We start from the raw sequence: 16411 nt of genomic DNA, 5'->3' as shown, positions 1-16411 counted from the left end.
CCCGCGCCGCTATTTCAGGAAGAGCTTGCGCAACCTTCCGGTCGTGAGGGTGATGCCGAGCGCGATCATCACGAGGTAGTAGGCGATATGGACTGCCGTTGCCGGGCTGAAGGAACCAATGCTGATCTGCCGCAGGAGTTCCACGCCGTGCCACAGGGGCATCGCCTGGATGAGCCACTGGATGTATTGCGGGTAGACGGTCAGCGGGTAGAAGGTGGCGCTGAAAAGGAACATGGGCAGCATGAAGAAGTTGATCCAGTCCATCTGTTGGAAAGTCTTCATGAAGCTGGTGATGCCCATGCCGAAACTCGCAAAGCCGAAAGCGATCAGCACCGAGGCCGGAATGACGAGGATGGCCCATGGCGTGGTGATGAGTGCCATGACGGCCATGACGGCGGTGAACCCCGTGGCATACAGGAGTCCGCGCAGCAGGGCCAGGAAGATCTCCCCGATGGCTACGTCCAATGGTCCGAGCGAGGTGTAGAGCATTCCCTGGTACAGCTTGGCGAAGTTCATCTTGAAGAACACGTTCCACGTGGAGTCGTAGACGGCTCCGTTCATGGCGGACACGGCCAGGAGCGCGGGCGCGATATAGGCCGCATAGCTGATTTCCTGGCCTCCCGGGCCCGCCACAGTACCCACGATGGGGCCGAGTCCCACGCCCATGGAGACCAAGTAAAGCACCGGCTCGAAGAACCCGGACACCAGGATCAACCAGGTGCTGCTTTTCGCGGCCATGAGGCCCCGGGACACCACGGCAAGCGCGTTGCGGGAGTACAGCGGACCGAAGGTGCGTTCACGGGCAGCGTCAGTGGCACTGTGGCCGCCGGTCAGTACGCTCATGCGCCCATCCTCCTGGCGAACTGTCGTCGTGTCAGCGTCCAACCCGCAGCGGCAGCTCCCACGAGGAACAGGACGTGGACCAGCGTCAACAAGGGATTCTCCTCGAGTCCATAAGTGAAGACGCGGCCCAGCTGCGTGCCGTGCCACACCGGGGAAATCCAACCGATCCAGCGCACTCCCAGTGGCAGCGAATCCAGCGGGAAGAACGTGCCCGAAAACAGGAACAGCGGCACCACGATGAATCGCTGCACCAGCGCGAACTGGCCGGAGTCCTTGGTGATGGTCGAGGCATAGGCCATGAGCGGCAGCCCGAAGGACAGCCCGGCCACCGTGGCAACTATCGCCGACACCCAGCCCCACGGACTCGGCGACGCACCAAACATGGCCACGATGGCGAAGTACACCACCGATTGCACCAGGAACTTCAAGGCGCTGGCCATGATGTGGCCCGCGGCGATCTGCTGCGGCACCAGCGGGGAGGCATGCGGGCCGTAGAACACGCGGCGCCATTTGAAGCCGTCCATGATCGGGTAGGAAAAGTCCCCCGACGCCGTCATGACCGCGGATGAGACCAACAGCGCCGGCGCGATGAAGGTCAAGTAGTTCACGCCACCAAACACCGCCCCGCTGTTCGCATCCACGAGGCTCGCGAGCCCGATGCCCATCGCGAACAGGTAGGCGACCGGCTGCCCCACGCTGTACAGGAACACCGACCAGCCGTAGCCACGCATCACTCGCAGGACCTGCTCGGCGTAGACGAAGGATCCCCAGCGCTTCGCCCGGCTGGCCGAGACAGCCGGGGAGTGGGCGCTAATCAACGAGGCTCCGTCCGGTCAGCCGGAGGAAGACGTCCTCCAGCGAAGAACGCCGCACCAGTGAGGTCAAGGGTCGGAGCCGGCGTGCGGAGACTTGTTCGAGCACCGCTTCGCCGTCGTTCGCGTAGATGAGCACCCGGTCCGGTAGCGTCTCGACGCGTTCGCCGATGCCCGCGAGTTCGACGCCGATGGAGGAGTTGCGTTCCGAACCGAAGCGGAGTTCCAGCACCTCGCGCGTGGAATGCTCCCGGATCAGGCTCGCCGGCGAACCTTCGGCCATGATCCGGCCCTTGTCCACCACAATCAGCCGGTCGCAAAGTTGTTCGGCCTCGTCCATGTAGTGCGTGGTGAGGATCAGCGTGACACCTTGTTCCTTGAGCCTGAACAGCCGGTCCCAGAGGATGTGGCGGGCCTGCGGGTCCAGTCCCGTGGTGGGCTCGTCCAGGAGCAGGATCTTCGGCTCGTTGATCAGCGAGCGGGCAATCGTGAGGCGCCGTTTCATGCCGCCGGAGAGGGCATCGACCCTGGACTTGGCCTTGTCCGTCAGCTGGGCGAACTCGAGCAGTTCATCTGCCTTGGGGCGCAGGTAGCTCAAGGGCAGGCCGAAGTAGCGGCCATAGACAATCAGGTTTTCGCGGACCTTCAGTTCCTCGTCCAGGTTGTCCTGTTGCGGTACCACTCCGAGGTGCGCACGGACTTCCGGCCCATGGGTTTCCGGGTCCAGGCCCATGATGCTGAGCTTCCCGGACGTGCGCTGGGAGACCCCGCCGATCATTTTCATGGTGGTCGATTTGCCGGCGCCGTTGGGGCCAAGCAGGCCGAAGGACTCCCCTGCCGGGACCTCGAACGAGATACCGTCGACGGCGGTGAGCTCGCCGTAGCTCTTGGTGAGGTTTTCGGCTGTGATGACTGCGGCTGGGTTCATCTGGAAGCTGGCTGACGTGGAGAAAGAGCGGGTGGCTTCATTGTGCACCCCAGCAGACTAGTAGAGCCAAGGAATGCGTGAAAGAGGTATTCCGCAATTTTCTGGATTAACCTGCTGGACCCTGCGCGACATTCTGCTGGATCACACCGCACCTCAGGCCCTGGAACCGGGTGATTCCAAGGCCTGATGGTTCATCCAGGCGAGTGATCCAGCAGAGTCCGCCGGTTCCTCATTTCGTGGGATGTGCCCGCAGCACTTCCAGGCGTTGGCGGTACTCCGTCTCGTCGATTTCCCCGCGTGCGTAGCGCTCCCTCAGCACGCTTTCGGCGCCCTGGGTTGCTGCCCAGTAGTGGTTACGGCGCCACATCCGGCGCCCGAAGAAGATGAAGAATCCAATCACGAGGATCCAAAACAGCGGGATCAGGAGGAAAAACGGCCAGAAGACGAATCCGCCCCCGGGTCCATGGACGACGTCGGCGGGCAGCTGGGCGGCCGCGACGCCGAGGGTGGTGCTCAGTGATGTCAACATGTCCAGTCCAAACTCTCAACAGGCCGTATCTCGGCTCTGGTTCCAGTCTGGTTTTCGGCCCATCGAATCGCGTCGGCCACCGGGAGTCACTTGCGGCCTGCCGCCTACTCCCCCGGGAGACTGCGTGCCCTGGCTAGCTGCTCCAGCCGGGCCGGACCAGGCCGGATTCGTACGCCAGCACCACCAATTGCGCACGGTCCCGGACCAGCAGTTTGGTCATGATCCGTGAAACGTGCGTCTTCGCCGTCAGTGGGGTGATGAAGAGCCGCTCGGCGATCTCTGCGTTGTTCAGGCCCTCCCCTACCAATGCAAGGACTTCCCGCTCGCGCTCAGTGATTTGGTCGAGGGGCACGGTCTTCGACGCCGCTTTGCTGTGCAGGGCGAGCTCGGCCATGATGCGGCGTGTCACGGACGGCGAAAGGAGGGCGTCGCCGTCGTGCACTACCCGCACGGCGCGGATCAGTTCCTCCGGTTCGGTGTCCTTGACGAGGAAGCCTGCGGCACCCGCGCGCACGGCTTCGGCGATGTATTCGTCCAGCTCGAACGTGGTGAGGATGATGATGCGGGTGTGCGCGAGGCCGGGGTTGGCCAGGATGTCCCTGGTGGCGGCCAGTCCGTCACCGTCGGGCATGCGGATGTCCATGAGGACGACGTCGGGCGCCTCGCGCTCGGCCAGCCTGACGGCATCCCGGCCGGTACCGGCTTCGGCCACCACTTCCATGTCCGGTTCGGCGTCCAGGAGGGCCCGGAATCCGGCCCGGATCAGGTTCTGGTCGTCGACGAGCAGCAAACGGATCATGCCTGGTGTCCTTGCACGGGGTTCAACGGGAGATTCGCTTCCACGCGCAACCCGGGCTCCAGCGACGTGAGGCCGAGAATGCCGCCGAGGGCCTCGACGCGCTCGCGCATGCCCCTCAATCCGTTCCCCGCCGGCGCTCCCCGGAGGCCTGCGCCGTCGTCGTCGATCCTGACGGTCAGCGCGTTCCCTGCCACGTCCAGATGCACGACGGCGGACGCCGCGCCTGAGTGCCTGCGGACGTTGCTCAGCCCTTCCTGGACGATCCGGTAGGCAGCTTCCTGCTGTGCAGCACCTACTCTGTCCCCGTCTAGGGAGTTCTCGAACCGCACCTCCAGCCCGCCGCGCCGCGCGTCTTCCACGAGTTCCAGGATCCGTCCCAGATTCGGCGGTGCCGCGGGACTGAGCGGGGCGTCGTCGCGCAGCACCCCGAGGAGTTGACGGACCTCGGCCAGGGATTCCTTGCTCGCGGCCTTGATGGCTTCCAGCGCCGGGCGGAGCTTCTCGGGATCGTTCGTGCCCAGGTGGAGCGCCACGGAGGCCTGGACGTTGATCATCGACAGGGAGTGAGCCACCACGTCGTGGATGTCACGGGCGAGGGTGAGGCGGTATTCGTCCCGTTCGGCCTGTTTCGCGGCCTCCCGCCGTCGCCGGTATTCGGCCATCCGTTCGCCCCGCCGTCGGAAGCCTTCACCGATCAGGACGAGGATCGCCGCCCAGGCAACGCCGGCGGAGGCCCGGACAAGCCCTGTCTCATCCCCGGCGAGGACAGCCGTCAGAACGACGGCCGCGGCCGAAATCCCGGCCCCAAGCCACGCCAGCCAGCGCAACCCCGCGGCGGCGGTCAGGATGATCGAGAGCGCCAGGGACAGCGCGATGGGACCCCAGGCATAACCAAGGAGGAGGTAGATGGCCGTGGCCGCCAGGGTGGTCGGCAGCATGACGGCGGGCCTGCGGGTCCGGAAAGCCAGGGCCGCGGGGCCCGCCAGCAACAGCAGGAACGCGAGCGGGTCCAAGGGGCGGGGGCCGGCTTGGTGGCTCGCCGAGAAGACGGTCCCGAGGACCTGGATCAGGGCCGCCGCGATCACGATGAAACTCGTGGGAGGGCCCTGGAATCGCCGCTGCATGCTCCGAGCCTAGCCGCGGACGGCGCCCGCGTCGTCGGGTTAACGGCGTAGGGCGCCTACTCCTGCGGGAGTAGGCGCCCTACGCGCTGGTGGGAAGCAATATCAGGCGACGCCGGAGACGCTTCCCGCTGCCAATTGGCGTTCCGCTGCTTCGACCACGTTGGTCATGAGCAGCGCCACGGTCATGGGACCCACGCCGCCGGGGTTCGGCGAAATCCAGCCGGCCACCTCGGCAACGGCGGGATCGATGTCGCCGTGGACCTTGCTCTTGCCCGTCTCGGGGTCGGTTTCACGGGTGACGCCGACGTCGAGCACGGCCGCGCCCGGCTTCACGTCCCCAGGCTTGACGATGTGCTTGGCACCCGCCGCGCCCACAATCACGTCTGCCTGCCGCAGCAACTCCGGGAGGTTCTTGGTGCCGGTGTGCGTCAGGGTCACGGTGGCGTTCACGGCCCGCCGGGTGAGCAGCAGGCCGATCGAGCGGCCGATCGTGACGCCACGGCCGACCACCACAACGTGCTTGCCGGCGAGGCTGTAGCCGTTGCGCTCCAGGAGCTCGATGACACCGCGGGGCGTGCACGGCAGCGGCGAGGTGATCTCTCCGTTGACGTTGAGCACCAGCCGGCCCAGGTTGGTCGGGTGCAGGCCGTCTGCATCCTTGGCGGGGTCGATCCGCTCGAGGATGGCGTCGGTGTCCAGGTGCTTGGGCAGCGGCAGCTGCACAATATAGCCGTGACAGGCGGGGTCCGCATTGAGTTCGTCGATGAGGGCCTCAACCTGGGCCTGGGTGGCGTCCGCCGGAAGCTCTCGCTGGATCGAGTTCATCCCGATCTCCACAGACTGCTTGTGCTTCATGGACACGTAAAGCTGCGAGGCAGGGTCAGCACCAATGAGCACAGTGGCAATGCCCGGAGTGATGCCGTGGGCCCTCAGCGCGGCGACACGCTCGGTCAGCTCAGACTTGATGGCGGCGGCAGCGGCCTTGCCGTCAAGGATCTTCGCGGTCTGCGTCATGGAAGGGTTCACCACTGCTCGTGCTGCGGGTACAGCGGGAAGTCGGCGGCGAGCTTGTCGACGCGGGCTTGGAGGGCTTCAACATCGGTGGCGGAGCCGGCCTTCAGCGCGGAAGCGATGATCTCGGCAACCTCGGTGAATTCGGTGGCACCGAAGCCGCGGGTAGCCAGGGCCGGGGTACCGATGCGCAGGCCGGAGGTGACCATCGGCGGACGGGGGTCGAACGGAACGGCGTTGCGGTTGACGGTGATGCCCACCGAGTGCAGGAGGTCTTCGGCCTGCTGGCCGTCCAGCTGCGAGTTGCGCAGGTCCACGAGGACCAAGTGCACGTCGGTTCCTCCGGTCAACACGGAAACGCCGGCTTCGGCGACGTCGGCCTGGTTGAGGCGATCGGCGATGATCTTGGCACCTTCGAGGACGCGCTCCTGGCGCTCCTTGAATTCCTCGCCGGCAGCGATCTTGAAGGCAACAGCCTTCGCGGCGATCACGTGCATGAGCGGGCCGCCCTGCTGGCCCGGGAACACGTTGGAGTTGAGCTTCTTCGCCCATTCCTGCTTGGCGAGGATCACGCCGGAGCGGGGGCCGGAGAGCGTCTTGTGCACCGTGGAGGTAACGACGTCGGAGTGCGGCACCGGGCTCGGGTGCAGCCCTGCTGCGACGAGGCCCGCGAAATGGGCCATGTCCGTCCAGAGGAGCGCACCGACCTCGTCGGCGATGGAACGGAAGGCAGCGAAGTCGAGGTGGCGCGGGTAAGCGGACCAGCCGGCGATGATGACCTGGGGCTTCTCGGCAATGGCCTGTTCGCGGAGCTTGTCCATGTCCACGCGGAAGGTGTCTTCTTCAACCTGGTAGGCAGCTACGTTGTAGAGCTTTCCGGAGAAGTTGAGCTTCATGCCGTGGGTCAGGTGGCCGCCGTGGGCGAGCGAAAGGCCGAGGATCTTGTCGCCGGGAGTGATCATGGCCGACAGGGCTGCTGCGTTGGCCTGCGCGCCGGAGTGCGGCTGCACGTTGGCATACTCTGCGCCGAAGAGGGCCTTCACGCGGTCGATGGCCAGCTGCTCGGCGATGTCCACGTATTCGCAGCCACCGTAGTAGCGGCGGCCCGGGTAGCCTTCAGCGTACTTGTTGGTCAGGACGGAACCCTGGGCCTCCATGACGGCGCGGGGCGCAAAGTTCTCGGAAGCGATCATTTCCAGGGTGCCGCGCTGGCGGCCGAGTTCCTGTTCCAGAACCGCGGCGATCTCGGGGTCGAGCTCGGCGAGCGGCTGGTTGCTGATGGTCGCGGAGGTGATGGTGGAGGTGGTCACGAAGATCTCCTGGATAGGCAACGGGTATTTCTACAGGTCAGGCTACCGGCTGGGTTTTTTCCATGCCTTTGATTACGGGGCGTGGCAGAGCGACGGTAAAACGTGACCCTCGGCCCAGGCGTACGATCCGTGGTCTTCATCAGTGCCGCTCCCTGGTGGTACACCACCCAACGCCAGTCGCGACGACTTAAACAGTACAACAGGTGCGCAACGGTAGGCTTGATCGTGTGACTGAATCCACCCTGCCTACGTCTTTTGTTGTAACCCTGTCCTGCCCGGACCGGCCCGGAATTGTGCACGCCGTTGCAGGCGCCTTGTTGGAGGCAGGCTGCAACATCGCCGATTCCCAGCAATACGGCAGCCCCAGCACGGGAAACTTTTTCATGCGGGTGGAAGCCACCACGTCCTCGACCGAGGCCGAGCTGAGTTCGGCGCTGGCCCCGGTGGCCCAAGCATTCGGCATGAAGTGGCAGATCAACCCGGTGGGCCAGAAAGTCCGTACCCTGATCCTGGGTTCGAAGGACGCACACTGCCTCAACGACCTGCTCTTCCAGCAACGCACCGGAACCCTCCCCATCGAGGTACCGGCCATCGTGTCGAACCACCGGGACCTCGAAGGCCTGGCGGAGTTCTACGGGATCCCCTTCCACCACATCCCGGTCACCCCGGACACCAAACCCCGGGCCGAGGCGAAGCTGCTCGAACTCATCCACGAGCACGGCATCGAGCTGACCGTCCTGGCGCGGTACATGCAGGTCCTCTCCAACGAGCTCTGCACCGAGCTCAACGGCAAGGCCATCAACATCCATCACTCCTTCCTGCCGTCCTTCAAGGGCGCCAAGCCCTACCACCAGGCGCATGCCCGGGGAGTGAAGATCATCGGCGCAACTGCGCATTACGTCACGGCGGACCTCGACGAGGGTCCGATCATCGAGCAGGAAGTCATCCGGGTGGACCACGCCCGCACGGCCGAGCAATTCGTGCAGATGGGCCGCGACGTCGAAGGCCGCACGCTCGCCCAGGCCGTGCAGTGGCACGCCGAACACCGCGTCCTGCTCGACGGCACCCGCACGGTGGTGTTCAACTAACACTCTCCCCACCCAACTGACTCGCAGTTAATGTCGTTTTGACGCCTCATAACGACACCTACTGCGAGCTGATATGTGTTCTACGCTGGGACCATGGACGGGACCGGGCCTATGACCCCGCATCGGACGGAATGCCGCGATTGGTTCATTCGCCTGCTCAAGGACGAACACCGGCACTCTCTGTTCGAACTTGGCTGCGGCACAGGCGTCGAAGGTTTGGATTTCGTGCGGGCGGGACTGCATTACACGGGCGTTGACCTGTCCGAGGAGAGCATCCAGGCCGCCCGCGCCAAAGGGCTCGACGCCAGCGTTGCCAGCGGCCGGTCCCTGCCGTTCGCCGATGCCACTTTCCCGGCTGTGTGGACCATGGGCACCCTCCTGCACGTCCCCAACGCGGTAATCCACGACGTCGTCCGTGAACTCGTGCGGGTCAGCGCGGCTGGTGCGCCAATCGCCGTCGGGCTCTGGTCCGGTGACGATGAAGAAGTCCTCAACCCCGAGGACCACGACGAGCCGCGGCGGTTCCTCAGCCGGCGGAGCGACGACGCCGTGCGACGCATCTTTGGTGCAAACGGCGACGTCGAGCACTTCGAGACCTGGCCCGAGGGCACGGGAGCCGAGTCCGGACCTGGTGCGGGCCAGAGGACGCAGCACTACCAGTTCCTCGTCCTCCGGACTCCTTCCGGCCCACCCAACTGACTCGCATTTGTTGTCGTTTTCAGGGCTCATAACGACAACAAATGCGACCCAGTTGGGATGGGTGGACCGGACGCCGTCATCTAGGCTTGCCACATGGCTCCCATTTATACGTTTGCCGGGGATACCCCGGCCATCCATGACACTGCCTTCGTGGCACCCACGGCTTCGATCATCGGCAAGGCCACCCTCGGCGCGGACTCGAGCGCCTTCTATGGCGTGTCGGTCCGTGCCGACACCGCCGCCATCAGCGTCGGCGCCGGCTCGAACCTCCAGGACAATGTGGTCCTGCACGCCGACCCGGGTTTCCCCTGCACCGTCGGCGAGCGCGTCAGCGTCGGCCACAGCGCCGTCGTCCACGGATGCACCGTGGAGGACGACTGCCTCATCGGCATGAGCGCCACCATCCTGAACGGCGCCGTCATCGGTACCGGCTCGCTGGTGGCCGCCGGCGCCGTCGTGCTTGAGGGAACCGTCATCCCGCCCCGCTCCTTGGTTGCCGGAGTGCCCGCCAAAGTGCGCCGCGAACTGAGCGAAGAAGAGCTCGACGGCGTGAAGCACAACGCGGCGCACTACCGGGAGCTGGCGGCGGCGCACCGCGGGATGCACGCACAGGGCTAGTCCAGGCTGATTGGCCCCAGCTCGTCCAACACGTCGCCGGGACCGGGGTTGCCTGCCACGGACGAACCGCCGAGGTGGTTCACCACGCCCCACACCGCGTTCAGTCCCGTGGTGACGGCGCCTTCGGCCCAGCCTGCGGTGAACGAGACGTCGTCGCCCGCCAGGAAGATGCCCCGCTGGCTTTCCGGCAGCTTGTCCTGCTTGAAGTGCGTGAACAAGCGCTGCTGGTAGCGGTAATGGCCGGGCAGGTTGGCCTTGAAGGCGCCCATGAAGTTGGGGTCGGCTTCCCAGGAAACGGTGATGGGCTGGCCAATGATGTGGCTCGCAATGTCCACACCCGGGTAGATCTGCTCAAGCGAGTGCAGCATGAGCTTGACGCGTTCTTCGGCGCTGAGCGAGAGCCACTTCAGGGCGTCGTCGTTCCACGTGTAGGACAGGAGGATGACGGCAGGCTTGTCCGGACCGTCGTCGAGCAGGTACGTTGCCCGGTTGAGCCGGTCGGTCAACGTCATGGACAACACCTCGCGGCCCGTTTCGGGGTCGATGTCCTTCCAGAACGGCCGGTCCACCATAACGAAGGTCTTGGACGACTGCATGTAGTGCGAGCGCTCGATCGCTGTCCATAATTCCGCGGGGAACAACGCTTCCTGGGTGTGGATGCGCGTGGACAGCAGCCAGGACTGGCACGTGGTCACAACGGCGGGGTACCCGGTTTCGCGGCCCCAACGTTCGCGCACCATGAGGTCGCCGTTCTCTCCTCGTTCGATGCGGTCCACGGCTCCGCGTGGGGAGCCGGAATGCAGCGAGGCGAGCGAGGTGCCCTCGGGCCAGTGGGCCATGCCCGACGGCGCGTGGTGCCAGAGTGCCTCGGGGAGCCGTTGCGCTCCACCGGTGATGAGGCGGTGCTGGTCATCGGCGTCGGTGTAGACGACGCGCAGGATCTCAAGGATTGAGTTGGGGAAGTCCGTGTCCCAGCCGCCTGTGCCGAAACCTACCTGGCCGAACGCCTCGCGGTGCGCGAATCCGGCCTCCTTGAAGGACGTGCTCGCGGCGATGAAGCCGTAGAAGGTCTGTTCGTCGAGGAGCGGGAGCAGCTCATTCCATAGCTCCTTGATTCGCGTGGTGTCGCGGGCCCGGATCGCCTCCTGCATTTCCTGGAACGCGGCGCCGTCATTCACGGCTGCCTTCCAGGCTGCGGCAACCTCGTGGAAGAACTCCGGAAGGTCAGCGGAGGTGGCGGCGTAATGCTTCTGTCCTGCCAGCTCGATCACGGTGCTCGATGTTGCGGGAGCGAGCGGGTTGGGGAATTCCTGGGTGTCCAGGCCGAGGAGATCCACGTAGTGATAGAACGCCTTTCCGGACACCGGGAAGCGCATGCCGCCGAGGTCTGCCACCACGCCGGGGGCGGAGGGGAAGCTCGCGGTGCGCAACCGTCCGCCGATCTGGTCGGCTTCATAGACAACAGGGCGCAGCCCGAGCTTCATGAGCTCGTAGGCCGTGACCAGTCCCGACAAGCCGGCACCGATCACCGCGACCTCCGTGCCGTACAGCTCCGGCGGAACAACCGCCAGGCCGTCGGGGTGGGCCAGGTAGTGGTCGTAGCTGAACGGAAAGTCCGGGTTCAGCATCGTGATGGGAGCGTCGGCCGGCGTTGCTTGGGGAATTCCGGTGTCACCGCGGGGCGTGGGTTCCGTGGGCAATTCGGTGGCGATGGTCATGAAAGTTCTGCCTTCACAGTTTCCGGGTCGGCGACCCTTGCGGATAGTTCACGGTATTCCTCTTCGCTGAGCGCCGCTACCTTGGAGTTCCGGCGTCCGTAGCCGAAGTAGAGGGCAATGCCTACCAGCATCCAGCCACCGAACACCACCCAGGTGTCAGCACCCAGGTTGGCCATGAGGTAGGCGCACATCAGCGTGCCGAGGACGGGGGTGATTGGGTAGAGCGGGACGCGGAAGCTGCGCGTGAGCTCCGGGCGGTTGCGACGCAGGTAGATGACGGCGACGTTGACGAGCGCGAACGCGAAGAGGGTGCCGATGCTGGTGGCGTCGGCCAGCGCACCGAGCGGGACGAGTCCCGCGGTGAGTGCGACGGCGGTGCCCACGATGAGCGTTCCAGCCACCGGGGTGCCGGTGCGCGGGGAGATCCGGCCGAAGACCTCCGGGACCAGTCCGTCGCGGGACATGGAGAGCAGGATGCGGGTCTGGCCGTAGAGCACGGTCAGAACGATGCTGGCGATGGCGAGCACGGCTCCGATGGAGAAGACGAGCGCGATCCAGGGCTGGTGGGTGGTTTCCTCGAGGATCTGGACGAGTGCTGCCTCGGTGCCGCCGAACCATTCCCAGGGACGGGCGCCGATGGCGGCCACGGCTACCAGGACGTAGATGCTGGTCACGATCACCATGGAGAGCAGGATGGCCCGGGGCAGGTCACGCTTGGGGTTGCGTGCCTCTTCGCCAGCGGTGGAGGCTGCGTCGAAGCCGATGTAGGAGAAGAATACCCGGGAGGCGGCGGCAGAGACGCCTGCGGCACCCATGGGCATGAGGGGTTCGAAGTTGCCGGCGTTGAATGCGGTGAAGGCAACGGCACAGAAGAACAACAGGATGACGATCTTGATGGTCACGATCGCGGTGTTGATCCAGGCGCTTTCCTTGGCCCCGCGCACCAGCAGGATCATCGCGAGGACGACGATCAGCATGGCCGGTATGTTGACCACTCCGCCGCTGCCCGGTGGTTGCGACATCGCATCCGGCAGGACTTGCCCGAACGCGGAGAGGGTTTCGTTCACGTATTGCCCCGCACCGACGGCGACGGCTGCGACGGAGACCGCGTATTCGAGGACGAGGCACCAACCACAGATCCAGGCCATGCCCTCGCCCATCGTGGCGTAGGAGTAGGAGTAGCTGGATCCGGCAACGGGCACGAGGCCCGCCATCTCCGCGTAGGACACGGCTGAGAACAAGGCGGCAAGGCCTGCCACCACGAAGGAGATCCAGACTGCGGGCCCGGCCAGCGGCACGGATTCACCCAGGATCACCAGGATGCCGGTGCCGAGGGTCGCGCCGACACTGATCATCGTGAGCTGGAGGACGCCGAAGCTGCGGACCAACGGCGTACCGCTCTTGCTGCTTCCGGCCTCGCTGACCATCTGCCCGATCGGCTTGCGGCGCAGCAGCTGCGAACCGAGCCCCGGGCGGAGGGCGGCGTGGCCGGCGTCCGTATTCGTGGCGTGCGTTGGCTTCGTCTGGGTGGAGGTAGGCACAGTCACCGTTGACGTCCCTTCAGAGTAGTTGGCGGATTCCCCTGACAACCGTAAGCCTGTGAGCCAGCTCTCACGGCGGTGCAAAATGACCTATAGTGATCAACCATGAGACGTATTGCACAATCAGAAACGACGCCGGAAGCGGCGCTCTCCGGGCAGGTCAGCGTTGATCTGTCTGCGATTTCAGACAACATCAACGCCCTCAAAGAGCGCACTGCCGCGCCGCATTTCATGGCCGTCGTCAAGGGGAACGGCTACGGTCACGGCCTCGTGGAGGTGGCCCGCACGGCGGTGGCGGCAGGAGCTGATTGGTTGGGAACCGCCCAATTGAGCGAAGCGATCACCTTGCGCAAGGCGGGCATCACGGTGCCGGTCCTGTCCTGGCTATATCTGGCATCCCAGACCAGCGCGACCATCCGGGAAGCACTGGAGTACGACGTCGACGTTTCTCTTGGGAGCGTCGCTCAACTTGAGGTCCTGGCCGGGATCGCGAGGCAATTGGGCCGCCCCGCCGTCGTGCACCTGGAACTGGACAGCGGCCTCAGCCGCGGCGGCGCTCGCAAGGAAGACTGGTCCGAACTCGTGGCCCAGGCTCGCAAGTCCGAAGAGGACGGCACGGTTCTGGTTCGCGGCATCTGGACCCACCTGGCCTGGGCCGACGTTCCCGCCCATCCGGGAAACGCTGCAGCCGTGGCGGAGTTCGAAGACGCCGTTGACGAAGCCCGCGCCGCCGGACTGGACCCGCAGCTGCGGCACGTGTCGAGCTCGGCAAACATCCTGGACCGGCCCGAATTCCATTTCGACATGGTCCGCGCTGGACTGGCGATCTACGGCTTGGCCCCCGCCGACCACCTGGATCCCGCCGACTTCGGGCTGCGCCCCGCTTTGAGCGTGACGGCGCCGCTCGTCATGGTCAAGAAGGTCCCGGCGGGGACCGGCGTCAGCTACGAACATCAGGCCATCACGCACGAGCCGCGTTATCTCGGCCTCATCCCCCTCGGTTACGCCGACGGCATCCCCAAGGGCGTCAGCGGCCGGAGCCTGGTCCAGATCGCCGGACGGAAAGTCCCCGTGATCGGCAAGGTATGCATGGACCAGTTCATGGTGGACCTCGGCCCGGATGCTTCCGGGATCGAGGTCGGTGACACGGCGGTCCTGTTCGGCGATCCGGCCGGAGGGGCTGCGAGCGCCGACGATTGGGGCGCCGCCATCGGAAGCCACGGTGACGAGATCATCAACCGGATCGCACCGCGACTCCCGCGTGTGTATGAGTCCAGCGCCTACGAGTGCCCCGATTACCAGGAGGCAGCGAGCGATGCCTCCTGAGCCAAGCCCCAGCCGCCTGAGTTTCGTCACGCTTGAACAGTTCCTGAAGCAGCTGCCGCCCGAGTTGGAGATACTCCACGACGGCGGCAGCGGCGGGGAGCTGCTGCGCTGGGTCGAACCCAGCGAACTGGACGATCCCACACCCTACCTGCCGGACGGGGAGTTCCTGCTGACTGCGGGACTCCCCTTCCTGGGGGACGGCGGGTCCACCGACAATGTCGACGCGTACGTGAAGCGGCTGGTGGGGGCCAAGGTGGCGGCGCTGGGGTTCGGGATCAGGCCGTATTTCGACGCCGTCCCGGCCGAGCTGCTCAAGGCGTGCCGGCGGCATAAGCTCACTTTGATCGAGATCCCGGAGTCCATCCCGTTCGCCGCGATCGGCCTTGAGTTCTCCCAGCTCCTGGAGTCCGATAACGCGAAGGTCTTCCGCCAGCTCGCGGACACCAACCGGCAACTCATGCGGGCGGTCCTCTCCCCCAGACCGGAACACGAGCTGCTTGCCGCGTTGGTCCAGAAAGTACCCGTCTGGGCACTTCTCGTCGGAGCGGACGGGCGGGTGCGTGCGCGTGCCCACGCTGCCGGCGGCAGCACCGGCGTCGAGCATTCATTGCTGGAGCCCATGCTCGAACGGCTCCTTTCCGGCAGCGGCCCGCGGGTAGAGGTGGACGGCTTTGAGCAGCCGGGATCGGAGATGGTTTTCGGCCATCCGCTCCGGAGCACCAAGGACGCCAATCTGGGCGCCCTGATCCTGGGCTCGGACGCCGCGCTGACTCCCGCCCAGAACAGCGTGGTGCAGTCCGTCGTGGGGTTGCTGGAGTTGCTCGTCCGCCAACGGACCAGCGGCTCGCTGGCACCGAGCCAATTGGCGACGGCGTTGCTTTTGCACCCTGAAACCCTTGCCACCGGCGGGACCCGGCACGTCAACGGGCTCAAGGACCTCCTCGCCCAGAGCTTGTCCTCTACGCGATCCGCTCCCCTGCGCGTAATCCAAGGCATCAAGGTGGACTCGCCTGAGTGGCCTGCCGGCGACAGCCCGGTGCGTGAGCTACTGCAGTGGCGGCGCCTTTTCGACACCAAACTGGTGGAAATCACCGATTACGGATTCGCTGCCATCACTCGTTTGAAGGTGGACGACGCGCTCCTGGCGGACGTCGAAAAGCTCGGCTGGCGTCTCGTCATCGGAGAGCCGACGGAACTGACCGGCCTCGCCGCAGCGCACCAACGCGTAACGTCGCTGCGTTCCCGGGTCCAGTCCAGCGGACGGAGCGCCCGCGTCGACGAGGTGACCTGGTCCGTTACGGGACTCCTGGGACGCGAGGCCGGGTCCATGCTTGCCGCGAGGCTTCTCGAGCCGGTGCTTGCCTTGGAGGCCGATCGGCGCGATCCCCTCTTAGCGGTGCTCCGGGGCTGGCTGAGCGAAAACGGCAGCTGGGACGCCTCCGCCAAGCTGCTGGGGCTGCACCGCAACAGCGTGCGCCGCCAGATCGGACTGCTCGCCGAACTGCTCGACACCGACCTGAACCTTGCCCAGGTGCGGGCGGAGCTTTGGATCGCGCTTCAGTACACGGACGGCTTGGTGGGCGGAGGGGACGCCTAGTCTTCGCGACTTCCTGGCTGTCTCCGTGCCGTGCTGCTCAAAACACGTAGACAGGACTGCAGGCACACTGAGAAACGTCGATTTTGCACGTATTTTGCCCCGTTCCACCACTTAATTTCGCCGTTTGACCACTGAGACGCGGTTTTCGCGGCCTACCATTCGGGTGCCGGCTACACGGGATCCGCCAGTAGCTCAAATCGAAATGGAGGAACGAAATGCTCACGACGACCGCATTGAACGCAAGCAGCACGATTGCATCTGCACGAACCAAGATTGACGAAATGATTGTTCGCTACGACGGCTGGTTTCTAGTCGTTCTCGCCGTCCTGATGGTGCTTGCTTTTGCATTGCTCGCAGCGATGGCCATCTGGTGCCTGACGCAGGGCCGAGGCCGCTTCACCGGCAACTGGAGTTGGAGCCAATGGGGTGTCTCTGTGTTCGTTGAATGCAGGTAGCTCGCTACAAGCC

The 16411-nt window shown here is 65.2% G+C and carries 16 protein-coding genes; 6 read left to right on the top strand and 10 right to left on the bottom strand.

Features of this window, described 5'->3' with window-relative positions; translation table 11 throughout:
- Positions 1-9 precede the first annotated feature (9 nt).
- The 8 genes from OIT41_RS05545 to glyA form a co-directional block, all read right to left on the bottom strand.
- Positions 10-843, bottom strand: coding sequence for an ABC transporter permease (locus OIT41_RS05545; protein ID WP_264637535.1), 834 nt, complete (start codon positions 841-843; stop codon positions 10-12).
- Positions 840-1661 carry an ABC transporter permease gene (locus OIT41_RS05540; protein WP_264637534.1) on the bottom strand — a complete coding sequence of 274 codons (822 nt, stop codon included), beginning with the start codon at positions 1659-1661 and terminating at the stop codon, positions 840-842. The genes OIT41_RS05545 and OIT41_RS05540 overlap by 4 nt, the downstream gene beginning before the upstream one ends.
- Complete coding sequence (locus OIT41_RS05535; RefSeq protein ID WP_264637931.1) at positions 1654-2583, bottom strand: ABC transporter ATP-binding protein; 930 nt, start codon at positions 2581-2583, stop codon at positions 1654-1656. Before OIT41_RS05535 ends, OIT41_RS05540 begins: the two co-directional genes overlap by 8 nt.
- Before the next feature lie 229 nt (positions 2584-2812).
- Positions 2813-3112 (bottom strand): SHOCT domain-containing protein, encoded by a 300-nt coding sequence (locus OIT41_RS05530; protein WP_078105997.1) that lies wholly within the window; start codon positions 3110-3112, stop codon positions 2813-2815.
- Between the two features lie 133 nt (positions 3113-3245).
- Complete coding sequence (locus OIT41_RS05525) at positions 3246-3911, bottom strand: response regulator (RefSeq protein ID WP_264637533.1); 666 nt, start codon at positions 3909-3911, stop codon at positions 3246-3248.
- Positions 3908-5035, bottom strand: a complete 1128-nt coding sequence (locus tag OIT41_RS05520) for a sensor histidine kinase (RefSeq protein WP_241709457.1) — start codon at positions 5033-5035, stop codon at positions 3908-3910. The genes OIT41_RS05525 and OIT41_RS05520 overlap by 4 nt, the downstream gene beginning before the upstream one ends.
- A gap of 102 nt (positions 5036-5137) precedes the next feature.
- Complete coding sequence (locus OIT41_RS05515; RefSeq protein WP_241709456.1) at positions 5138-6049, bottom strand: bifunctional methylenetetrahydrofolate dehydrogenase/methenyltetrahydrofolate cyclohydrolase; 912 nt, start codon at positions 6047-6049, stop codon at positions 5138-5140.
- 8 nt (positions 6050-6057) lie between these two features.
- Positions 6058-7356: a serine hydroxymethyltransferase gene (glyA, locus tag OIT41_RS05510; RefSeq protein ID WP_078106001.1), complete on the bottom strand. Its 1299-nt coding sequence runs from the start codon at positions 7354-7356 to the stop codon at positions 6058-6060.
- Between the two features lie 227 nt (positions 7357-7583).
- Between glyA and purU the strand changes: the two genes are divergently transcribed.
- The 3 genes from purU (at position 7584) to OIT41_RS05495 (ending at position 9761) form a co-directional block, all read left to right on the top strand.
- The gene (purU, locus tag OIT41_RS05505; RefSeq protein WP_078106002.1) at positions 7584-8444 is read left to right on the top strand and encodes a formyltetrahydrofolate deformylase; all 861 of its coding nucleotides are present in this window, start codon (positions 7584-7586) and stop codon (positions 8442-8444) included.
- Positions 8445-8555: 111 nt separating this feature from the next.
- Positions 8556-9143, top strand: coding sequence for a class I SAM-dependent methyltransferase (locus OIT41_RS05500; protein ID WP_264637532.1), 588 nt, complete (start codon positions 8556-8558; stop codon positions 9141-9143).
- 93 nt (positions 9144-9236) lie between these two features.
- Positions 9237-9761: a gamma carbonic anhydrase family protein gene (locus tag OIT41_RS05495; RefSeq protein ID WP_078106004.1), complete on the top strand. Its 525-nt coding sequence runs from the start codon at positions 9237-9239 to the stop codon at positions 9759-9761.
- Here the strand turns inward: OIT41_RS05495 and OIT41_RS05490 are convergent.
- Both OIT41_RS05490 and OIT41_RS05485 read right to left on the bottom strand, forming a co-directional pair.
- On the bottom strand, positions 9758-11479 hold the full coding sequence (locus OIT41_RS05490) for a flavin monoamine oxidase family protein (protein ID WP_264637531.1): 1722 nt from the start codon (positions 11477-11479) through the stop codon (positions 9758-9760). The two genes, OIT41_RS05495 and OIT41_RS05490, sit on opposite strands and share 4 nt — an antisense overlap.
- A complete protein-coding gene (locus OIT41_RS05485) occupies positions 11476-12906 on the bottom strand; it encodes an amino acid permease (RefSeq protein ID WP_171983404.1) in 1431 nt (476 codons plus the stop codon). The genes OIT41_RS05490 and OIT41_RS05485 overlap by 4 nt, the downstream gene beginning before the upstream one ends.
- A 219-nt stretch (positions 12907-13125) precedes the next feature.
- Between OIT41_RS05485 and alr the strand changes: the two genes are divergently transcribed.
- The 3 genes from alr to OIT41_RS05470 all read left to right on the top strand — a co-directional run bounded on the left by alr (position 13126) and on the right by OIT41_RS05470 (position 16398).
- Positions 13126-14346: an alanine racemase gene (gene alr, locus OIT41_RS05480; RefSeq protein ID WP_264637530.1), complete on the top strand. Its 1221-nt coding sequence runs from the start codon at positions 13126-13128 to the stop codon at positions 14344-14346.
- A complete protein-coding gene (locus OIT41_RS05475) occupies positions 14336-15943 on the top strand; it encodes a PucR family transcriptional regulator (protein ID WP_264637529.1) in 1608 nt (535 codons plus the stop codon). The genes alr and OIT41_RS05475 overlap by 11 nt, the downstream gene beginning before the upstream one ends.
- A gap of 215 nt (positions 15944-16158) precedes the next feature.
- Positions 16159-16398: a hypothetical protein gene (locus OIT41_RS05470; protein WP_241710480.1), complete on the top strand. Its 240-nt coding sequence runs from the start codon at positions 16159-16161 to the stop codon at positions 16396-16398.
- The last annotated feature ends 13 nt before the right edge of the window (positions 16399-16411 follow it).

This window comes from Arthrobacter sp. YA7-1, from assembly GCF_025960325.1.
Lineage (GTDB): Bacteria > Actinomycetota > Actinomycetes > Actinomycetales > Micrococcaceae > Arthrobacter > Arthrobacter bambusae_A.
This window is presented reverse-complemented; position numbering and strand designations above follow the sequence as displayed.